The organism is Actinomadura rupiterrae, assembly GCF_024172125.1.
Lineage (GTDB): Bacteria > Actinomycetota > Actinomycetes > Streptosporangiales > Streptosporangiaceae > Spirillospora > Spirillospora rupiterrae.
On record NZ_JAMZEA010000002.1, the window covers coordinates 514619 to 532360 of the forward strand.

A 17742-nucleotide genomic window follows, 5' to 3' on the forward strand; every position below is an offset into this window, starting at 1 on the left:
CCCACCCCACGAAGGAGGAGCCCATGGCGCCGCACAGCGACAGCCGCGGCCCCGGCGTGCTGGCCGTCGACGAGGGCACCACCGGGACGCGGGCGGGCGTCGTCCGGCAGGACGGCTCGGTCGCGCACGTCGCCTACCGGCCGATCGGCGTGGACCACCCCGACCACGACTCGGTCGAGCAGGACGCCGCCGAGATCTGGACCGCCACCCTCGCCGTCTGCCGGGACGCGCTGGCCGCCGCGCACGCGGACGGCATCGAGGTCACGGCCGTCGCGCTGTCCACGCAGCGCGCGACCGCCGTGCTCTGGGACGGGGTCTCGGGCCGTCCGCTCACCCCGGCCGTCGTCTGGCAGGACCGCCGGTACGCGGGCGACCTGCTCGCCCTGGAGGACGAGTGGGACGCCGACCTGCTCGCCCGGACGGGCCGTCCGGTCGGGAGCCGCTCGCCGTTCCTGTGGGCGGCGCGGCAGATCGCCGAGAACCCCCGGGTGGCCGAGGCCGCCAAGGACGGCCGCCTCCGCTTCGGCACGGTCGACACCTGGCTCGCCTGGAACCTCACCGGCGGCGCGGTGTACGCCACGACCGCCACCAACGCCTGCGCCACCGGCGGCTACCTGCTGCTGGAGCACGCCTGGCACACCGACTGGATCGAGCGGCTCGGCTTCCCGGCGGGGCTGCTGCCCGAGCTGCGCGCGGACGACGACGTCCTCGGCGTGACGGACGCGGACGTCCTCGGGGCGGCGCTGCCGGTGGCCGCGTCCCTCGGCGACCAGCACGCCGCGCTGATCGCGCTCGGCGGCCTCGACGCGGGCGACGCGATGTGCATGTACGGGACGGGCACGTTCGCCGACGCCGCGACCGGCACCGAGATCTTCCCGCCCGTCCCCGGCGCGGACGGCGTGCTCGCCCAGGTCGGACGGCGCGAGGGCGGCACCACGCAGTTCAGCCTGGAGGCGTACTGCTCCACGACCGGCTCGGCGCTCCGCTGGCTCTGCGAGGACCTCGGGTTCTTCGGCTCCCCGGCCGAGATCGGCGAGCTGGCCGCTACGGCGGAGTCGTCCAAAGGCGCGTGGTTCGTGCCCGCGCTCGCTGGGGTCCGCACCCCGGCGTGGCGCCCGCGCGCCACCGCCGCGCTCAGCGGCCTGACCCTCGCCACCGGACGCGCCGAACTGGCCCGTGCCGTCCTGGAGGGCATCGCGCACTCCGTCTGCGACCTGGTGGACGGCGTGACCGCGACCACCGGCTCGCCGCTGCGCCGCATCCGGATCGGCGGCGGCGTGGCGGGCAGCGACACCCTCATGCGGATCCAGGCCGACCTGATCGGGCTGCCGCTGGAACGCGTCGCCGACTCGGCGACCGCGAGCCTGCGCGGCACCGCCTACCTCGCCGGGACCCGGCAGGGCCTCTGGCCCTCCCTCGCGGACATCGTCGAGGCGCAGCCCGCGGGCCGCGTCTTCGAACCCGCGCTCGCCCCGGCGGAGCGGGCCGCGCGGCGGGACGCGTGGCGGACCGTCCTCGCCCCGCACCTCACCGGCCCCCCGCCCGCCTGAGCGGTTCGGCCGTTCGAGCGAACCCCCCGAACCTCCCCGGAACCCCCGGCCCTCCCCGGAACCACGGAAACACCAGGAGTCAATGTGATCACCATGCCCGCCCGCAGGCCGAGCCGGAAGGCGGCGGCCACCCGCGCCCGCCCGCTGGCGCTGGACCGCGCGGCCGCGCTGCGCGCGCTGGCCGGCGAGCGCTTCGACGTGCTGGTCGTCGGCGGCGGCGTGACCGGCGCCTACACCGCGCTGGACGCGGTGTCGCGCGGGCTGCGGGTCGCGCTGGTCGAGAAGGACGACTTCGCGTCCGGCACCTCGTCCAAGTCGTCGAAGATGGTGCACGGCGGGCTCCGCTACATCGAGCAGGGCAACCTCGGGCTCGTCCGGCACTCGCTGCTGGAGCGGCAGCGGTTCCGGCGGAACGCGCCGCACCTGGTGCACCGGCTGCCGTTCCTGTTCCCGCTGCTCAAGCAGGACGGCGTGTTCGACCCGCGGCTGGCCAAGGCGTTCGAGGGCCTGCTGTGGACCTACGACCTGCTCGGCGGCTGGCGGATCGGCAAGCTGCACCAGCGGCTCACCGTGAACGAGGTGCTCGCGCACGCGCCGACGCTGCGCGCCGACCACCTGACCGGCGGGCTGCTGTACTTCGACAGCCGCGCCGACGACGCCCGGCTGACCCTGACGATCGTCAGGACGGCCGCCGCGCTCGGCGCGACCGTCCTGAACGGCACGAAGGTCGAGCGGATCACCACCGACGCGTCCGGCCGGGTGACCGGCGCGCGGGTGAACGCGGACGGCGAGGAGTTCGAGATCCGCGCGTCGGCCGTCGTGAACGCGACCGGCGTGTGGAGCGACACGCTCGACGCGATGGCCGAGTCCGGGCACGCGCCGCAGGTCAGGCCCGCCAAGGGCGTCCACATCGTGGTGCCGTGGTCCAAGCTGCGCATCGACTGCACGGTGACCGTCCCGATCCCCGGACGGGCCCGCCGCGCGACCTGCACCCGCTGGGGGGACGCCGTCGTCCTCGGCACGACCGACAACGACTACAAGGGGTCCGTCGAGGACGTCCTGTGCACGCGGGAGGAGATGCAGTTCCTCCTGGACGGCGCGAACACGGCCTTCGACGTCCGGCTCACCCCGGACGACGTGCTCGGCAGCATCGGCGGGCTGCGCCCGCTGGTCGGCGGCAAGGAGGGCGCGACGCTCGACATGAGCCGCGACCACCGGATCACCGTCGGCGCGGGCGGCATGGTCACCGTCACCGGCGGCAAGCTCACCACCAGCCGCCACATGGGCGAACTGGTCGTGGACAGGGTCATGGACGTCCTCGGCCACAAGGGCCGCAGCCGCAGCCGCACCGCGAACCTGCCGCTGCTCGGCGGCGCGGGCTACGACGCCGAGGCGGTCGCCGCGTCCGGCGGGACCGCCGCGCACCTGGGCGAGCGGTACGGCACCGAGGCCCGGTTCGTGCACGACCTGATCGCCGAGGACGGGACGCTCGCCGAGCCCGTCGTCCCCGGCATGCCCTACACCAAGGCCGAGGTCGTCTACGCGGCCCGGTGCGAGCTGGCCCGGTCGGTGGACGACGTGCTGTCCCGCCGCACCCGCGCCCGGCTGTTCGGCCGGGACGCGTCCGCCGAGGCCGCGCCCGCCGTCGGCGCGCTGCTCGGCGCCGAGCTCGGCCTCACCCCCCGGCAGATCGACGCGCAGGTCGCGGACTACCGCGCCGCCGTCGCCCACGAGAAGTCCGTCCTGCTCGAAGGAGTCGCAGCATGATCAGCCGCCAGACGATCACCCACCCGTTCAACCGCGGGGACTACGTGGTGGGCGCGCCCAGCCCGTCCAAGTGGGCGCGGACGACCGCGGCCGGCGACGGCCCGGCGGCGCTCCAGGGCGAGGTCGTGGCCGTCCCCGAGGACGTGCTGGCCGAGCTGCGCGGCGCGGCGAGGTGCGTGCACACCGCGCGGGACGAGGTGGTCCGCCGCACCCGCGACTGGTGGGCGGGGTCCATGATCGGCGAGACCGAGGGCCGGCCGGCCACGCCGGACGCGGTGATCGTGGAGGCCGCGGACGCCGACCAGGTCGCGGCCGTGCTGCGGATCTGCCACGAGCACGGCATCCCGGTCACGCCGTCCGCCGGGCGCAGCAACGTGACCGGCGCGGCGCTGCCCGTCTTCGGCGGCGTCGTCCTGGACCTGTGCGCGCTGAACCAGATCACCGACTTCGACAAGGAGTCGCTGGTGGTCGAGGTCGAGGCGGGCATGTTCGGCGACCTGTTCGAGAAGGAGCTCCAGGAGGTCCACGGCGCGACGACCGGGCACTGGCCGTCCGCGTTCGCGATCTCCACGGTCGGCGGCTGGATCGCCTGCCGCGGCGCGGGCCAGCTGTCCACCCGCTACGGCAAGATCGAGGACATGGTCGTCGGCATCGACGTCGTGCACGCCGACGGCACCCGCGCCACCTACGGCGACTACCCGCGCGCCGCGACCGGCCCCGACCTGCGGCAGCTGTTCATCGGGTCCGAGGGCACGCTCGGCGTGATCGTCTCGGCGCGGCTGCGCGTCCACCCGCTGCCCGAATACGCGAACGCCGTCGCCTACGGGTTCCCGACGTTCGCCGAGGGCCTGGACGCCTGCCGCAAGATCCTCCAGCGCGGCGCGACCCCGGCCGTCCTGCGGCTCTACGACGCGCTGGAGAGCGGCGTCCACTTCGGCCACCCGGACACCAACCTGCTGCTCATCGCGGACGAGGGCGACCCCGAGCTGGTCGACGCCGGGCTCCGGATCAGCGCCGAGGTCTGCCGGGACACGAACGGCACCGAGCTGGACGGCCAGGCCGTCTTCGAGCGCTGGCTGGACGAGCGGATGCTGGTCGGCAAGTCCGCCGACGGCTTCAAGCCCGGGCCCGGCTTCGTCGCCGACACGCTGGAGATGGCCGCGTCCTGGACCGCCCTCCCGGCCGTCTACGACGACGTGGTGGCCGCGATCCAGGGCGTCCCGGGCACGCTGGCCGCGTCCGCGCACCAGTCGCACGCCTACACCGACGGCGCCTGCGTCTACTTCTCGCTGCGCGGCGACGTGGACCCGGACAAGCGCCGCGACTGGTACCGCGCGGTCTGGGACGCCGCCAACCGGGTGCTGATCCAGCACGGCAGCGCGATCAGCCACCACCACGGCTGCGGGCTGCTCCGCGGCCCCTACCTGGAGGACGCGCTGGGCGCGGGCTTCGCGACGTTCGCGGCGGTCAAGGCCGCCCTGGACCCCGCCGGGATCCTCAACCCTGGCAAGCTGGGACTTCCCAGCCGTTTCGGCACGTCACCTCTGGCCTGACGTGCCGACCGAAACCCGCCACCGGGGGCAGACCATGAACACAGGCAGACCGTCCGGCGCGTCCGCCGGGCCGTCCGGGAGCGCCGCGAGGCCGTCCGGCGCGTCCGCGGTCACCCGCAGCCTGCCCGCCCTCGCGCGGGCGCTGCACGAGGTGCCGGTGATCGGCTCGGTCGTCGGCACCCAGCGGGTGCGCGGCTTCCTGGACGCGCCCGCGCGGGTGTGCATCCTGGCGTCGGTCCCGGTCGGGCAGCTCGGCGGCGTGCTCGCCACGCTGCGCGGCGCGGACAAGACCGTCTTCGTCAACGTGGACAGCTGCCCCGGGCTCGCCCAGGACCGCGGCGCGCTGGAGTTCCTGCGCGACAACGGCGCGCAGGGCGCGGTCAGCACCCGGCTCTCGCTGGTCGAGAAGGGCCACTCGCTGGACCTGTTCACGATGATGAAGGTCTTCGTCACCGACCGGTCCAACCTGCGCCGCAGCCTGGACGCCGTCACCCGCGGCCGGCCCGACCTGGTCGAGGTGATGCCCGCGCCGATCGCGGCCCGCCTGGACCCCGAGGCCAAGCGCCTGCTCAGCCCCTATGTCGCGGCGGGTTTCGTGGAGGACGAACGGGACGCCGCCGCCGCGCTCGCGCTGGGCGCGGCGGCCGTCGCCACCTCCGACCCGCGCCTCTGGCGGCTCCGCCGGGAGGAACTCCTGGCCGCCGCCCCTACCAAGGGAACCCCTTCATGACCTTCGTCGTCGTTGCCCGCTACCGCACCAGGCCGGGGGAGCGGGACGACCTGCTCCCCCTGCTGGACGAGATGGCCCGCGAGTCCCGCAAGGAGCCCGGCAACCTCGCCTACCGCGCCCACACCGGCACCCAGGACGAGCAGCTGATCGTCCTGTACGAGGAGTACGTCTCCGAGGACGCCTTCCAGGCCCACTGCGACTCCGAGCACTTCCAGCGGATCGTCCTCGGGCGGATCGTCCCGCGGCTGGAGAGCCGCGAGGTGCACCGCCTGAACCCCCGCGCGTAGCCCCCGAAAGGGCGCCGTCAACTCCCTGCGTGCCCCGGCCGGACGAATAAACCGGCAAATGGGGAGATGTCGGACGATCTTCGGACGTCGCAGGATGGGGGAGCGGCGGCCCGGGCCGCGGACGAGGAGGCGACCATGCCCACGACCATCGGCTCGCTGCGCAGGCTCATCATGGCGCCGTCCCTGGCGAAGGTGAGCTTCGCCGGACGCGGCTTCCCCGTGACGCCCTCGCCGTCCACCGAGCGCCTGGAGGCCATCCCGCAGGCGGTCGTGTGCGGCTTCGAGTGGGGGATCGACGCGCGCAGCCGCTGGGAGCTGGAACGCAGGCTCGCGCTCGTGGACCCCGAGCAGCGCGGCTTCGCCTACGAGGGCGCGACGATGGCCTGCACCATCCTGGATGCGATGGGCCCGGGCAAGGGCGGCCGCACCCGCGCGCTCCTCGAAGGCGCCGGCGCCCCGCACCTCTTCCTCGCCTACATCGGCATCGGGTTCGCCATGGCCCGGCTGCCGCGCCCGCTGTGGAAGAAGGTGCTGCCCGACCTGTCCGGCACGCCGTACCACCCGACGATGAGCTGGCTCGCCGTGGACGGCTACGGCTTCGACCTCGCCTACTTCCACACCCGCCGCTGGGTGGACGAGCAGCGCGTCCCCAAGCCCTACCCCTGGCTCGGGACGCCCGGCTACTTCACCCGCGCGGTGGACCAGGGCATCGGCCGCGCGCTCTGGTTCATCCACGGCGGCGGCGTCCCCGAGGTGGCGGCGGCCGTCGGGCGGTTCGCCGCCCACCGGCACCCCGACCTGTGGAGCGGTATCGGCCTGGCCTGCGTGTTCGCGGGCGGCTGCGGCCCCGCCGACCTGATGCGGCTGCGCGCCGCGGCCGGTGAGCACGCGCCCGACCTCGCCCAGGGCGCGGTGTTCGCGGCCAAGGCCCGCGACCACGCCGGGTTCGTCCCGGAGCACACCCGCGAGGCGACCTCGATCCTCACCGACCTGACCGTCGAGGACGCGTCGGTGCTCGCCGACGACGCGGCCGTGGACCCCGAGGCGGGCGGCCCGCGGCCGCCGTACGAGCAGTGGCGGAAGGGCGTCCGCGACCGCTTCACCGCCGGCGCGCCCCGGCGCTGACCGGAAAAGGGAAGAACAATTCGGCACCCGGCCCGGCCGCTTCCGGCCGCGCCGGGTTCCGGGCATTTCCGGGAATGCATTGATCGATTTCCCCGAGCACGTTCGAAGTGGACCGGCCCGAAATTGCTCGCCTACGTTGTGGACGGGTCGGCGCGCATGGAATGAACGGCGCGCGGAATTGTCGGTCCAGTCCCTCTAGGGAAAAGGAAACAATGTCATTCTCGAGCGCCCGGATGAGAGGATCGGTGCCCGGTGTCGTCGCCCTGGCCGCGGTCCTGGTGCTGTACCTGGTCGCCCGGCTGCCCGCGGCGTCCGGCGCGGAGCGGGAGCGGATCGCGAGCCGCTACTCCTTCGCCGAGCTGCCCATCGCGATGCCGCCCGGCTACCGGCCGGTCCAGACCGTGCGCCGGGTGAACCCGGCCTACCAGCACATCAGAACCTGGATCTCCTCGGTGGGCGCGGGGGTCGCGCTGACCGACCTGTGGGGGCGCGGCCGCGCGGACGCGCTGTGCCTGGTCGACCCGCGCAGTGACCAGGTCGTGGTCACCTACGCGCCGACCGCCCCGGCGCAGGACCGGTTCACCCCGTTCGCCCTGGCCGGCGCGCCGCTGCCGATGGACGCCGCGATGGCGCCCATGGGCTGCGCGCCCGGCGACTTCAACGGCGACGGCCGGATGGACCTGATGGTCTACTACTGGGGCCGCACCCCGATCCAGTTCCTGGCCAAGGCGGACGCCAAGGCCCCCGGACCGGCCGCCTACGAGCCGGTAGAACTCGTCCCGAACCAGTCGCCCGACGGCCGCTACCACGGGCCCCGCTGGAACACCAACGCGGTCAACGTCGCCGACTTCGACGGCTCGGGTCACCCGAGCGTCCTGGTCGCGAACTACTTCCCGGACTCCGACGTGCTGAACCCGCACGCCGACAACAACGTCACGATGAACGCGTCCATGTCGAACGCCAAGAACGGCGGCGGCTCGCACGTGCTCCGCTGGTACGGCGCGACGGCGGGCCCGCACCCGGCGGCGCGGTACGTGGAGGAGCCGAACGCGATCCCGCGCCGGGCCGGGACGGGCTGGACGCTCGCCGCGTCCAGCGCCGACCTGACGTCCGACGGGCTGCCCGAGATGTACCTCGCCAACGACTTCGGCAAGGACCACCTGCTCTACAACACCTCCACGCCGGGGCACATCAGCTTCAAGGAGGCCAAGGGCGACCGCGGCCCGACCACGCCCAAGTCGTTCGCGATGGGCTACAGCTCGTTCAAGGGGATGGGCGTCGACTTCGGCGACATCGACGGCAAGGGCCGCTTCGACATGCTGGTCAGCAACATCACGACCGCGTGGGGCCTGGAGGAGAGCAACTTCACCTGGATCAACCAGGCGAAGAACCCCGCCGATGCCAAGAGCCAGCTGGCGGACGGCAAGGCGCCGTTCGCGCAGAAGGCGCAGCAGTACGGCCTGGCCTGGACGGGCTGGGGCTGGGACGTGAAGACCGGCGACTTCCGCAACGACGGCAACCTGGAGGTGCTGCAGGCCGAGGGGTTCGTCAAGGGGAAGATCAGCCGGTGGCCGTGGCTGCAGGAGATGGCCATGACCAATGACCAGGTCTACACGAACCCGAGGATGTGGCCGCACATGCGGACGGGCGACGACGACCTGGCCGGCGACCAGCCGATGGCGTTCTACACGCGCCGCGGGTCCACGCCGTCCGGCAAGTACGTGAACGTGTCCAAGCAGCTCGGGATGGCGGCGCCGATCCCGACGCGCGGCATCGCGATCGGCGACACCCGCGCGAACGGCACGCTCGACTTCGCCGTCGCGCGGCAGTGGGGACCGCCCGCGTTCTACGTCAACAACACCCCCGGACGCGGCAACTTCCTGGAGCTGAACCTGTTCCGTCCGGTCCCGGGCATCAAGCCGGGCACCGGGTTGCAGGGGACGGGCTCGCCCGCGTACGGCGCGACCGTGCAGATCCGCACGGCCGACGGCCGCACGCAGATCTCCCGCCTGGACGGCGGCGGCGGGCACAGCGGCAAGCGCAGCTTCCAGGTCCACTTCGGGCTCGGCGCGGAGACCCGCCCGGTCAGCGCCGTCGTCCAGTGGTGCCAGGACGGCCGGATGTACGAGCAGAAGCTCACGCTGGCGCCCGGCACGCACACCCTGCTTCTCGACCACACGGCCCAGGAGGTCGCGAACCGATGACCACCACCGTCCAGTCGCAGAGCGGCACGCCCGCGCCGGCGGAGAAGGCCGGCGCGCCCGCGAAGAAGGGGCCCGATCCCCGCTATACCGCGCTGCGCAACTTCGCGATCTCCCTTACCGTCTTCAACATCCTCGGCTACACCGTGCTCGGCTTCGAGCAGCCCTGGCTCTGGCCGTTCCTGGCACTGGCCACCGGCTACTCGACCGAACTGATCCTTGAGACGGTCGGCGCGTGGGCCGAGCGGCGCCCGCCGCGCTACCGCGGGCACGGACCGCGCGGCCTGTACGAGTTCCTCCTGCCCGCGCACATCACCAGCCTCGCCGCGAACATGCTGCTGTACGCCAACGACCAGTGGTGGCCGATCATGTTCGCCGTGGTCGTCGCGGTCGGCCAGAAGCACGTCCTCAAGGCGCCGGTGGCCGGGCGGATGCGGCACTTCATGAACCCGTCCAACCTCGGCATCTCGGTGACGCTGCTGCTGTTCGGCACGTGGGTCAGCATCGCCCCGCCCTACCAGTTCACCGAGTACGCCAACAGCCTGTTCCGGATCCTGATCCCGGTCGTCATCGCGACCGCGGGCACGGTCATCAACGCGATGCTGACCCGCCGGGTGATGCTGATCACCGGCTGGATGGGCGGGTTCGCGATCCAGGCCGTCGTCCGGCACTGGATCTACGACGTCGCGCTGTTCTCCGCGCTCGGCGCGATGAGCGGCGTCGCGTTCATCCTGTTCACCAACTACATGGTCACCGACCCGGGGACGACGCCGTCCAAGCCGCGCGCGCAGTTCATCTTCGGCGCGGGCATCGCGACCGTCTACGGCGTGCTGATGGCCTTCAACATCACCTACACGCTGTTCTACGCCACCGCCATCGTCTGCGGGATCCGCGGGCTGGGCTGGTGGGTCGCGCACTTCCGGAACAGGTCGCGGACGCCGCAGCCGGTGGCCGCCGCGCCCGCGCCCGGCGCGTCCGGCGGCGGGCAACCCGCCCCCGCCTGATCCGCGACCGGCACCCCGCACCTCCGACCCTGACCCTGCCCCTGACCGGCGGCCGCGCCGCTCGACCCGACCCGAACCGAACCGACCCGTTTTTGCCACGGACCGGCGGAACGCGCCTCTCTCGCCCGGGAGGCGCGTTCCGCCATGCCCGGGCGTCTTCCCGAATGCCTTCCTGGATCGTGCCGTGCGGGCCTCAAGCACGACCGAAGTGGCACGTCCGGCGGGGCGCGCGGGAGATTCGAATGAGTGAGCTGATCGGCACCGAATTCAGGAGCACGCATTGCCCAGTCAGTGGCGCAAGATGCGCAGTCTCGTTCTGACGCCGAAAGAGTCGGCCGTCCGTCTCGACGTGCGCGGATTCCACGAGAAGGACCCCGAGGCGCGGGAACTGCTGGAAACGGTCGGCCGCACCTTTCTCTCCGGTTACGCCGCCGCGACGGCCGCGTCCTCGCCGGTGGAGGCGGCGGCGCGGCTGGACCGGATCCCCGTGCGCTTCCGGGGCTTCGCCTACGAGGGCGCGGCCATGGGCCTCGCCGTGATGGACGGCCTGCCCGCCGGGGGCAACGGCCGCGTCGAGGCGTTCCTCGCCGGCCCCGGCGACCCGCACGCCTACATGGCGTACGTCGGGGTCGGCTGGGCCATGGCGCGGCTGCCCCGGTTCCGGTGGCGCGCCCTCCACGCGCCCGACCCGCTGCTGCGCTGGTTGGCGCTGGACGGCTACGGCTTCCATCAGGCCTACTTCCGCACCGAGCGGTACGTCCGGCAGCAGTACCGGGACGCCGCGTTCCCCTGGCCGGACCGGAAGCTGTCCGGCTACGCGGCCCGCGCCATCGACCAGGGCATCGGCCGGGCGCTGTGGTTCGTCTGCGGCACCGACGCCGAGCTGGCCGCGAGCACGATCGAGGGCTTCGCGCCCGCCCGCCACCCCGACCTGTGGAGTGGTGTCGGGCTCGCCGCCACCTACGCCGGCGGCGCGGCCGAAAAGGAGCTGACCGTCCTGAAGGACCGGGCCGGGACGCACCGCCGCTGGCTCGCGCAGGGCAGCGCGTTCGCCGCCGAGGCGCGGCTGCGCGCCGGGCTGCTCGTCCCGCACGTCGAGCCGGCCGTCCGGGTGCTGTGCGACAGCACGCCCCAGGCGGCGGCGCTGGTCTGCGCCGAGCGGCTCCCGGACGACCCGGACCGCGTGGACGACGGCCCGGACGGCCCCGTCCCCGCCTTCGAGACCTGGCGGGACCGGATCGCAGGGGAGTTCGCATGAACCGGATCGCCGTCGTCGGGATGGCCTGCCGCTACCCGGACGCCGCGTCGCCGCGCGAGCTGTGGCAGAACGCGCTCGCGGGCCGCCGCGCCTTCCGGCGGCTGCCGGACGAGCGGATGCGGCTGGAGGACTACTGGGACGCCGACCCGGCCGCCCCGGACCGGTTCTACGCGTCCAACGCCGCCGTCATCGAGGGCTACGCGTTCGACCGCGTCGGCCACCGCATCGCCGGGAGCACCTACCGCGCCACCGACCTCACGCACTGGCTCGCGCTCGACACCGCCGGGCAGGCGCTGGACGACGCCGGGTTCCCGGCCGCCGAGGGGCTGCCGCGCGACCGCACCGGCGTGGTCGTCGGCAACACCCTGACCGGCGAGTTCACCCGCGCGAACCTGCTCCGGCTGCGCTGGCCGTACGTGCGGCGCACGCTCGCGGCGGCGCTGCGCGACGAGGGCTGGCCGGACGACCGGATCGGCCCGTTCCTGGCCGAGCTGGAGGACCGCTACAAGAGCCCGTTCCCGCCCGTCGACGAGGACACCCTCGCGGGCGGCCTGTCCAACACCATCGCCGGGCGGATCTGCAACCACTACGACCTCAAGGGCGGCGGCTACACCGTGGACGGGGCGTGCTCCTCGTCGCTGCTGTCGGTCGCCACCGCCTGCCGCGCGCTGCTGGAGGACGAGCTGGACGTCGCCGTCGCGGGCGGCGTGGACCTGTCCATCGACCCGTTCGAGATCATCGGGTTCGCCAAGACCGGCGCGCTCGCGCGCGGCGAGATGCGGGTCTACGACCGCGGCTCGAACGGCTTCTGGCCGGGCGAGGGCTGCGGCATGGTCGTGCTGATGCGCGAGGCCGACGCCCGCGCGCAGGACCTGCGCGTGTACGCGTCGGTCGCCGGGTGGGGCATCTCGTCCGACGGGCGCGGCGGGATCACCCGTCCCGAGGTCGGCGGGTACCGGCTGGCGCTGCGCCGCGCGTACGAGCGCGCCGGGTTCGGCGTGCACACCGTCCCGTTCTTCGAGGGCCACGGCACCGGCACCGAGGTCGGCGACCGCACCGAGCTGACCGCCCTGTCGGAGGCCCGCGCGGCCGCGGGGGCCGGGGACCGGGCCGTGATCGGGTCGGTCAAGGGCATGATCGGCCACACCAAGGCCGCGGCCGGGGTCGCCGGGTTCATCAAGGCCGTCATGGCCGTGGACGCGCGCGTGCTGCCGCCGAGCATCGGTTCGGTGGAGCCGCATCCGGTGCTGGCCGGGGACGGCGCGTCGCTGCGCGTCCTGCGCAAGGCCGAGCCCTGGCCGGACGGCGCGCCCGTCCGGGCCGGGGTCACCGCGATGGGCTTCGGCGGGATCAACACCCACCTCGTCATCGAGGGCGCTCCGGCCGCCGGGGACGCCTCGTTCGACGACGAGACGCGCGTCCTGGCGTCCTCGCCGCAGGACGCCGAGCTGCTGATGGTCGACGCGTCCACCCCCGATGAGCTGCGCGAACGGCTCGTGGAGCTGGCCGGGTGGGTAGCGCGCGTCTCGTACGCGCAGCTCGCCGACGCCTCGGCCGCCGCCCAGCGGAAGCTCGCCGACCTTCCCTACCGGGCCGCCGCGGTCGTCACCTCGCCCGCCGACGCCGAACGGAAGCTCCGGCGCCTCGCCGAAGCCCTGGACGCGGGCGAGACCTCGCTGCTCACTCCGGGCGGCGCGACGCTGCTCGGCCACGTCACCCGCCCGGCCCGCATCGGGTTCCTGTTCCCGGGCCAGGGCTCGGGACGCGGCACGACCGGCGGCGCGCTCCGCCGCCGGTTCGCCGAGGCCGAGGACGTGTACGCCCGCGTCGCGCTGCCCTCGGACGGCGACCCGTCCGCGACCGAGGTCGCCCAGCCGCGCATCGTCACCGGTTCCCTCGCCGGGCTGCGCGTGCTGGACGGCCTCGGCATCGCCGCGGACGTCGCGGTCGGGCACAGCCTCGGCGAGATCACCGCGCTGCACTGGGCCGGGACGATCGGCGCGGACGAGCTGCCCGCGATGGCGGCGGCCCGCGGCCGGGCGATGGCCGAGCGCAGCGAGCCCGGCACGATGGCGGGCCTCGCCGCCCACCCGGACGCCGTCGCGTCGCTGATCGCGGACCTGCCCGTCGTCATCGCCGGGTACAACGGCCCGAACCAGACCGTCGTCGCCGGCCCGGAGGACGCGGTCGCCGAGACCCGCCGCCGCGCAGACCGCGCCGGGATCGGGTTCTCCGCCCTCGCGGTCTCGCACGCGTTCCACTCGCCGCTGGTCGCGCCCGCCGCCGACGCGTTCGGCGCGTGGCTCGACGGCCGCCCGCTGCGTCCGGTCGGACGCCGCGTCGTGTCCACCGTGACCGGCGAGGTGCTGCCGCCCGACACCGACGTCCCGGTGCTGCTGCGCCGCCAGATCACCGGCCCGGTGCTGTTCGGGCAGGCCGTCCAGCTCGCCGCCAAGGACGTGGACCTGTTCGTCGAGGTCGGGCCCGGCCGGGTGCTCAGCGGCCTCGCCGCGGGCATCGCCGACGTCCCGGCGGTCGCGCTCGACACCGACGACGAGTCGGCGTCGGCGCTGCTGCGGGTCGCGGCGGCCGCGTTCGTGACGGGCGCGCCGCTCGACACCGCCGCGCTGTTCCGCGGCCGGTTCGTCCGGCCGCTGGAGCTGGGCGCGGAGTTCTCGTTCTTCGCCAGCCCGTGCGAGCAGGCGCCCGATCTGACGATCGCCCACGAAACGGTCAAGGTGGACACCTCGGCCGAGGCTTCCGAAGGCGGGCCGTCCGGGGAGTCCGGGCTGGAGATCCTGCGGCGGCTGGCCGCCGAGCGCGCCGAGCTGCCGCCCGAGACCGTCCGCGACGACGCCGGGCTCCTGGACGACCTGCACCTCAGCTCCATCACGGTCGGCCAGATCATGAACCAGGCGGCGCTCGCGCTCGGCGTCCAGCCGGGCAGCGTGCCCGCCAACTTCGCCACCGCGACACTCGCCGAGCTCGCCGGCGTGCTGGACGGCCTGGCGGGCAGCGCCCCGGCCGCGCCGGTCGTGGAGGGCGCGGCCTCGTGGGTCCGCGCGTTCGCGATCGACCTCGCCGAGGAGCCCCTGCCCGAAACCGTCGAAACGGACGAGGCGCCCGGCACCTGGCGGGTGTTCGCCCCCGACGGCCACCCGCTCGCCGAGCCGCTGCGCCGCGCGCTGGAGACCGCGCGCGTCGGGGACGGCGTGCTGGTCTGCCTCCCGACCGACTGCACCGAGGCGGACCTGCCGCCGGTGCTCGAAGGCGCGAAGGCCGCGCTGGACGGCGGGCGGTTCGTCCTCGTCCAGAACGGGCGGGGCGCCGCCGGGGTCGCCAAGACGCTCAGGCAGGAGAACCCGCACGTGAAGGTGACGGTCGTGACCGTCCCGCCGCGCGCGGAGGCGGTGCCGTGGATCGCCACCGAGGTCGCCGCGACCACCGGGTTCAGCGAGGCGCGCTTCGACACCGCGGGTGTCCGGCGGGTGCCGACGCTGCGGGCGCTTCCGGCCCGGCCGGAAAGGACGGCCGCGCCGCTCGGCCCCGGCGACGTCGTGCTGGTCACCGGCGGCGGCAAGGGCATCACCGCGGAGTGCGCGCTGGCCCTCGCCACCGATACGGGCGCCGCGCTGGCCCTGATGGGACGGTCCGACCCCGCCGACGACGAGGAACTCGCCGCCAACCTCGCCCGGATGGCGGAGAAGGACGTCCACGTCCACTACGTCCGGGCCGACGTCACCGACCCCGAGCGGGTCCGCGAGGCCGTCGCCGAGGCGGCGCGCGAGCTGGGCCCGGTCACCGCGATCCTGCACGGCGCGGGACGCAACGAGCCCGCCTCGCTCGCCAACCTCGACCTCGACGCGTTCCACGCCGCGCTCGCGCCCAAGATCGGCGGGCTCCGGGCCGTCCTGGACGCCGTCGACCCCGGCCGGCTGCGGCTGCTCGTCACCTTCGGCAGCATCATCGGACGCGCCGGGCTCGCGGGCGAGGCGCACTACTCCCTCGCCAACGAGTGGCTCGCCGAGCTGACCGAGGCCGTCGCGGGCTGGCACCCCGACTGCCGCTGCCTGTGCCTGGAATGGTCGGTCTGGTCCGGCGTCGGCATGGGCGAGCGGCTGTCGGTGGTCGACTCGCTCGGCCGCGACGGCATCACCGCGATCCCGCCCGGCCCCGGCGTCGAGGCCATGCGGCGGCTGCTCGCCGACCCGGACGCGCCGCGCGTCGTCGTCGTCGCGGGCCGCACCGGACGCGTCGACACCGTCCGCCGGGAGCGCGCCGACCTGCCTCTGCTGCGCTTCGTCGGGCAGCCGCTCGTGCACTACCCGGGCGTCGAGCTCGTCACCGAGGTCGTCCTCGACCCCGGAACCGACCACTACCTCGCCGACCACCTGCTGGACGGCAACGCGCTGTTCCCCGCCGTGTTCGGCATGGAGGCCATGGCGCAGGCGGGCGCGGCCGTCCTCGGCCGCACCGGGACGCCGGTCTTCGAGGACGCCGAGTTCGCGCGTCCCGTGGTCGTCCCGCCGGACGGCTCGACCACGATCCGGATCGCGGTGACCGTCGCCGAGGACGGGACCGTCGACGCCGCCGTCCGCAGCGCCGAGACCGGCTTCGCCGCCGACCACTTCCGCGCCCGCCTCCGCTACTCCGACGAGCCCGTCCCGCCGGATCGCGCGCCCACGGGCGGGCTGCCGCCGGTAGCGCTCGACCCGGCGTCCGACCTGTACGGACGCGTGCTGTTCCAGGGCGAGCGGTTCCACCGGCTGCGCACCTACCACCGCGCGGCGGCCCGGCACGTGGACGCGGACGTCGCGACCGGCCCGGCCGACTGGTTCTCCGGGTTCCTGCCCGGCGACCTGCTGCTCGGCGACCCCGGCATGCGGGACGCGCTGATGCATGGCAACCAGGTCTGCGTCCCCGACGCGACCCTGCTGCCGACCGGCATCGAGCGCCTCTACCCGGCGGGCCCGCGCGCGTCCGGGACGGGCGAGCTGCGGTACCGCGCGACCGAGCGGTACCGCGACGGCGACACCCACGTCTACGACATCACCGTCCAGAACGCGGACGGCGAGATCGTCGAGCGCTGGGACGGGCTGCGGCTCCAGGCCGTCCGCCGGTCCGACGGCAGCGGCCCCTGGGTGGCGCCGCTGCTCGGGCCCTACCTGGAACGCGCCGTTGAAGACGTCCTCGGCGTGCAGGTGGCCGTCGCGGTCGAACCGCACCCCCCGGCCGGCATGGACCGGCGGGAGATGACCGCGCTGGCCGCCGGACGGGCGCTCGGACGGCCCGTCACCGTCCGGTACCGCCCGGACGGGCGGCCCGAGGTCGACGGGGTCCGGTCGGTGTCGTCCTCGCACGGTCCGGGGCTGACGGTGTTCGCGGCGGCCGAACGGCCCGTGGCCTGCGACGCGGAGCAGGCCAAGGCGCGTCCGGCCGAGGTGTGGGACGGCCTGCTCGGCGCCCGCCGGGCCCTCGCCGACCTGGTCGCGCGCGACCTCGGCGAACCGTTCGACGTCGCCGCCACCCGGGTCTGGGCCGCGGCCGAATGCCTGCAGAAGGCCGGAGCGCCGCCGGACGCGCCGCTCACCTCGGCGGCCGCCGGCGCTGCGGCCGGCGCCGCGTCCGGCGCGGCGTCCGGCGGCGCGGGAGGAGCGCGCGGTGCGGTGTCCGGGAAGCCGGGCTGGGCGGTGCTCGCCTCCGGCGGCCTGCGGGTCGGCACGTTCGCCACGGCCGTGCGGGGCGTCCCGGACCCGGTCGTGTTCGCAGTCCTCACCGGAGAAGGGCGGTCCACAGCATGAGCGACTACTACGAGTACCGGCACACCGTCGGGTTCGAGGAGACCAACCTCGTCGGCAACGTCTACTACGTCAACTACCTGCGCTGGCAGGGCCGCTGCCGGGAGATGTTCCTCAAGCGGCGCGCGCCCGCCGTCCTCGCCGAGCTGCAGGCCGACCTGAAGCTGTTCACGCTGAAGGTCGACTGCGAGTTCTTCGCCGAGATCACCGCGTTCGACGAGCTGTCGGTGCGGATGCGGCTGGTCGAGCTGGCGCAGACGCAGCTGGAGTTCAGCTTCGACTACGTCCGGCTGGACGCCGGGGGCGGCGAGGCCCTCGTCGCCCGCGGGCGGCAGCGGGTGGCGTGCATGCGCGGCCCGAACGGGCGGACGGTCCCGGCGCGGGTGCCCGAGTCGCTCGTCCGGGCGCTCGCGCCGTACACGCCGTCCGCCGTGGCGAGCCCGGCCGGCGCGGGGAGGACGGCGTGAAC

The 17742-nt window shown here is 74.4% G+C and carries 11 protein-coding genes; all 11 read left to right on the top strand.

Annotated features, from left to right (window positions below; genetic code table 11):
* Positions 1 to 23: 23 nt before the first annotated feature.
* The 11 genes from FHU30_RS06915 to FHU30_RS06965 all read left to right on the top strand — a co-directional run bounded on the left by FHU30_RS06915 (position 24) and on the right by FHU30_RS06965 (position 17740).
* On the top strand, positions 24 to 1550 hold the full coding sequence (locus tag FHU30_RS06915) for an FGGY family carbohydrate kinase (protein WP_253873088.1): 1527 nt from the start codon (positions 24 to 26) through the stop codon (positions 1548 to 1550).
* A 93-nt stretch (positions 1551 to 1643) separates the two neighbouring features.
* Positions 1644 to 3317: a glycerol-3-phosphate dehydrogenase/oxidase gene (locus FHU30_RS06920; RefSeq protein ID WP_253873884.1), complete on the top strand. Its 1674-nt coding sequence runs from the start codon at positions 1644 to 1646 to the stop codon at positions 3315 to 3317.
* Positions 3314 to 4870, top strand: coding sequence for an FAD-binding oxidoreductase (locus FHU30_RS06925; protein WP_253873092.1), 1557 nt, complete (start codon positions 3314 to 3316; stop codon positions 4868 to 4870). Before FHU30_RS06920 ends, FHU30_RS06925 begins: the two co-directional genes overlap by 4 nt.
* 34 nt (positions 4871 to 4904) lie before the next feature.
* Positions 4905 to 5600, top strand: coding sequence for a glycerol-3-phosphate responsive antiterminator (locus tag FHU30_RS06930; protein WP_253873094.1), 696 nt, complete (start codon positions 4905 to 4907; stop codon positions 5598 to 5600).
* The gene (locus FHU30_RS06935; RefSeq protein WP_253873097.1) at positions 5597 to 5887 is read left to right on the top strand and encodes a putative quinol monooxygenase; all 291 of its coding nucleotides are present in this window, start codon (positions 5597 to 5599) and stop codon (positions 5885 to 5887) included. Before FHU30_RS06930 ends, FHU30_RS06935 begins: the two co-directional genes overlap by 4 nt.
* 135 nt (positions 5888 to 6022) lie before the next feature.
* Entirely contained in the window at positions 6023 to 7012 is a 990-nt protein-coding gene (locus FHU30_RS06940; RefSeq protein ID WP_253873101.1) for a DUF1702 family protein, read from the top strand.
* Between the two features lie 245 nt (positions 7013 to 7257).
* The gene (locus tag FHU30_RS06945) at positions 7258 to 9216 is read left to right on the top strand and encodes a CRTAC1 family protein (RefSeq protein ID WP_253873104.1); all 1959 of its coding nucleotides are present in this window, start codon (positions 7258 to 7260) and stop codon (positions 9214 to 9216) included.
* Complete coding sequence (locus FHU30_RS06950) at positions 9213 to 10217, top strand: enediyne biosynthesis protein (RefSeq protein ID WP_253873108.1); 1005 nt, start codon at positions 9213 to 9215, stop codon at positions 10215 to 10217. Before FHU30_RS06945 ends, FHU30_RS06950 begins: the two co-directional genes overlap by 4 nt.
* Positions 10218 to 10518: 301 nt before the next feature.
* On the top strand, positions 10519 to 11475 hold the full coding sequence (locus FHU30_RS06955; RefSeq protein WP_253873110.1) for a DUF1702 family protein: 957 nt from the start codon (positions 10519 to 10521) through the stop codon (positions 11473 to 11475).
* Positions 11472 to 17276, top strand: coding sequence for a type I polyketide synthase (locus FHU30_RS06960; RefSeq protein ID WP_253873113.1), 5805 nt, complete (start codon positions 11472 to 11474; stop codon positions 17274 to 17276). The genes FHU30_RS06955 and FHU30_RS06960 overlap by 4 nt, the downstream gene beginning before the upstream one ends.
* Positions 17273 to 17740, top strand: coding sequence for an acyl-CoA thioesterase (locus FHU30_RS06965; protein WP_253873116.1), 468 nt, complete (start codon positions 17273 to 17275; stop codon positions 17738 to 17740). The genes FHU30_RS06960 and FHU30_RS06965 overlap by 4 nt, the downstream gene beginning before the upstream one ends.
* Positions 17741 to 17742: the final 2 nt, after the last annotated feature.

Coding starts and splice junctions, on each gene's coding strand:
- FHU30_RS06915 (WP_253873088.1), top strand. CDS start 24: ATGGCGCCGCACAGCGACAGCCGCGGCCCCGGCGTGCTGGCCGTCGAC.
- FHU30_RS06920 (WP_253873884.1), top strand. CDS start 1,644: ATGCCCGCCCGCAGGCCGAGCCGGAAGGCGGCGGCCACCCGCGCCCGC.
- FHU30_RS06925 (WP_253873092.1), top strand. CDS start 3,314: ATGATCAGCCGCCAGACGATCACCCACCCGTTCAACCGCGGGGACTAC.
- FHU30_RS06930 (WP_253873094.1), top strand. CDS start 4,905: ATGAACACAGGCAGACCGTCCGGCGCGTCCGCCGGGCCGTCCGGGAGC.
- FHU30_RS06935 (WP_253873097.1), top strand. CDS start 5,597: ATGACCTTCGTCGTCGTTGCCCGCTACCGCACCAGGCCGGGGGAGCGG.
- FHU30_RS06940 (WP_253873101.1), top strand. CDS start 6,023: ATGCCCACGACCATCGGCTCGCTGCGCAGGCTCATCATGGCGCCGTCC.
- FHU30_RS06950 (WP_253873108.1), top strand. CDS start 9,213: ATGACCACCACCGTCCAGTCGCAGAGCGGCACGCCCGCGCCGGCGGAG.
- FHU30_RS06955 (WP_253873110.1), top strand. CDS start 10,519: ATGCGCAGTCTCGTTCTGACGCCGAAAGAGTCGGCCGTCCGTCTCGAC.
- FHU30_RS06960 (WP_253873113.1), top strand. CDS start 11,472: ATGAACCGGATCGCCGTCGTCGGGATGGCCTGCCGCTACCCGGACGCC.
- FHU30_RS06965 (WP_253873116.1), top strand. CDS start 17,273: ATGAGCGACTACTACGAGTACCGGCACACCGTCGGGTTCGAGGAGACC.